This is a genomic window from Methylobacterium sp. J-067 (assembly GCF_022829465.1).
Taxonomy (GTDB): Bacteria; Pseudomonadota; Alphaproteobacteria; order Rhizobiales; family Beijerinckiaceae; genus Methylobacterium; species Methylobacterium litchii.
On record NZ_JAKSXZ010000141.1, the window covers coordinates 1 to 648 of the forward strand.

The 648-nt window shown below is 62.7% G+C and carries 1 protein-coding gene; it reads right to left on the bottom strand.

Translation table 11 applies throughout. From position 1 onward, the window contains the following. Positions 1 to 203: 203 nt before the first annotated feature. On the bottom strand, positions 204 to 551 hold the full coding sequence (locus MKK52_RS22115) for a hypothetical protein (RefSeq protein WP_243957790.1): 348 nt from the start codon (positions 549 to 551) through the stop codon (positions 204 to 206). Between the last annotated feature and the right edge of the window lie 97 nt (positions 552 to 648).

Consider the following 648-nt stretch of genomic DNA (forward strand, 5'->3'; position numbering starts at 1 on the left):
CTCATGGGCCGTGAGCCGGCGCTTGGGGTATCCAGTTCCTCCGCGACGCCGACCCTCACACGATCGCCCAATCGTCCTCAACTACTCCGGCAGCGTTTGCAGAGCGCAAAAAAATGCCCGGCACGAAGGCCGGGCAGTTTAGATCCCTCTTGCACGGGGGACATCAGGATCGGGGCTTTGGAGATCCCGATCCGGATAGACAATTAGAAGTCGCGCTGGACGCGGAAGCGCGCCTGGAAGACGTCGGTGCTGGTGATGGTCTTCACCGGGATGCCCGAGTTCACCTGGGCGGCGGTGTAGTTGAACTTCTGGGTGTCGAGCACCCGGCCGTTCTGGACACCGTACTGGGTGTAGATACCCTCGACACCGATATCGAGGTCCTTCACCGGCGACCAGATCAGGTTCGCACCGGCATAGAGGATGTACGTGTCGCTCAGGTTGCCGTTGAGGTTGTAGAACCGCTTGACGTGGACGCCGACGCCGAGGGCCGAGATGTCCGTGCTGCCGGCAGTGTAGCCGCCAGCGCCGGGGACGAAGCCGACGTAGGCCACGTTGGCGGCTCGGTCGCCGGCCGAGCATGAGTGCTAGCCGTAGGGGTGCAAACACGCTGAACGCCACCAGAGTGCCCAGTAGGTGCTGAAGTACAAC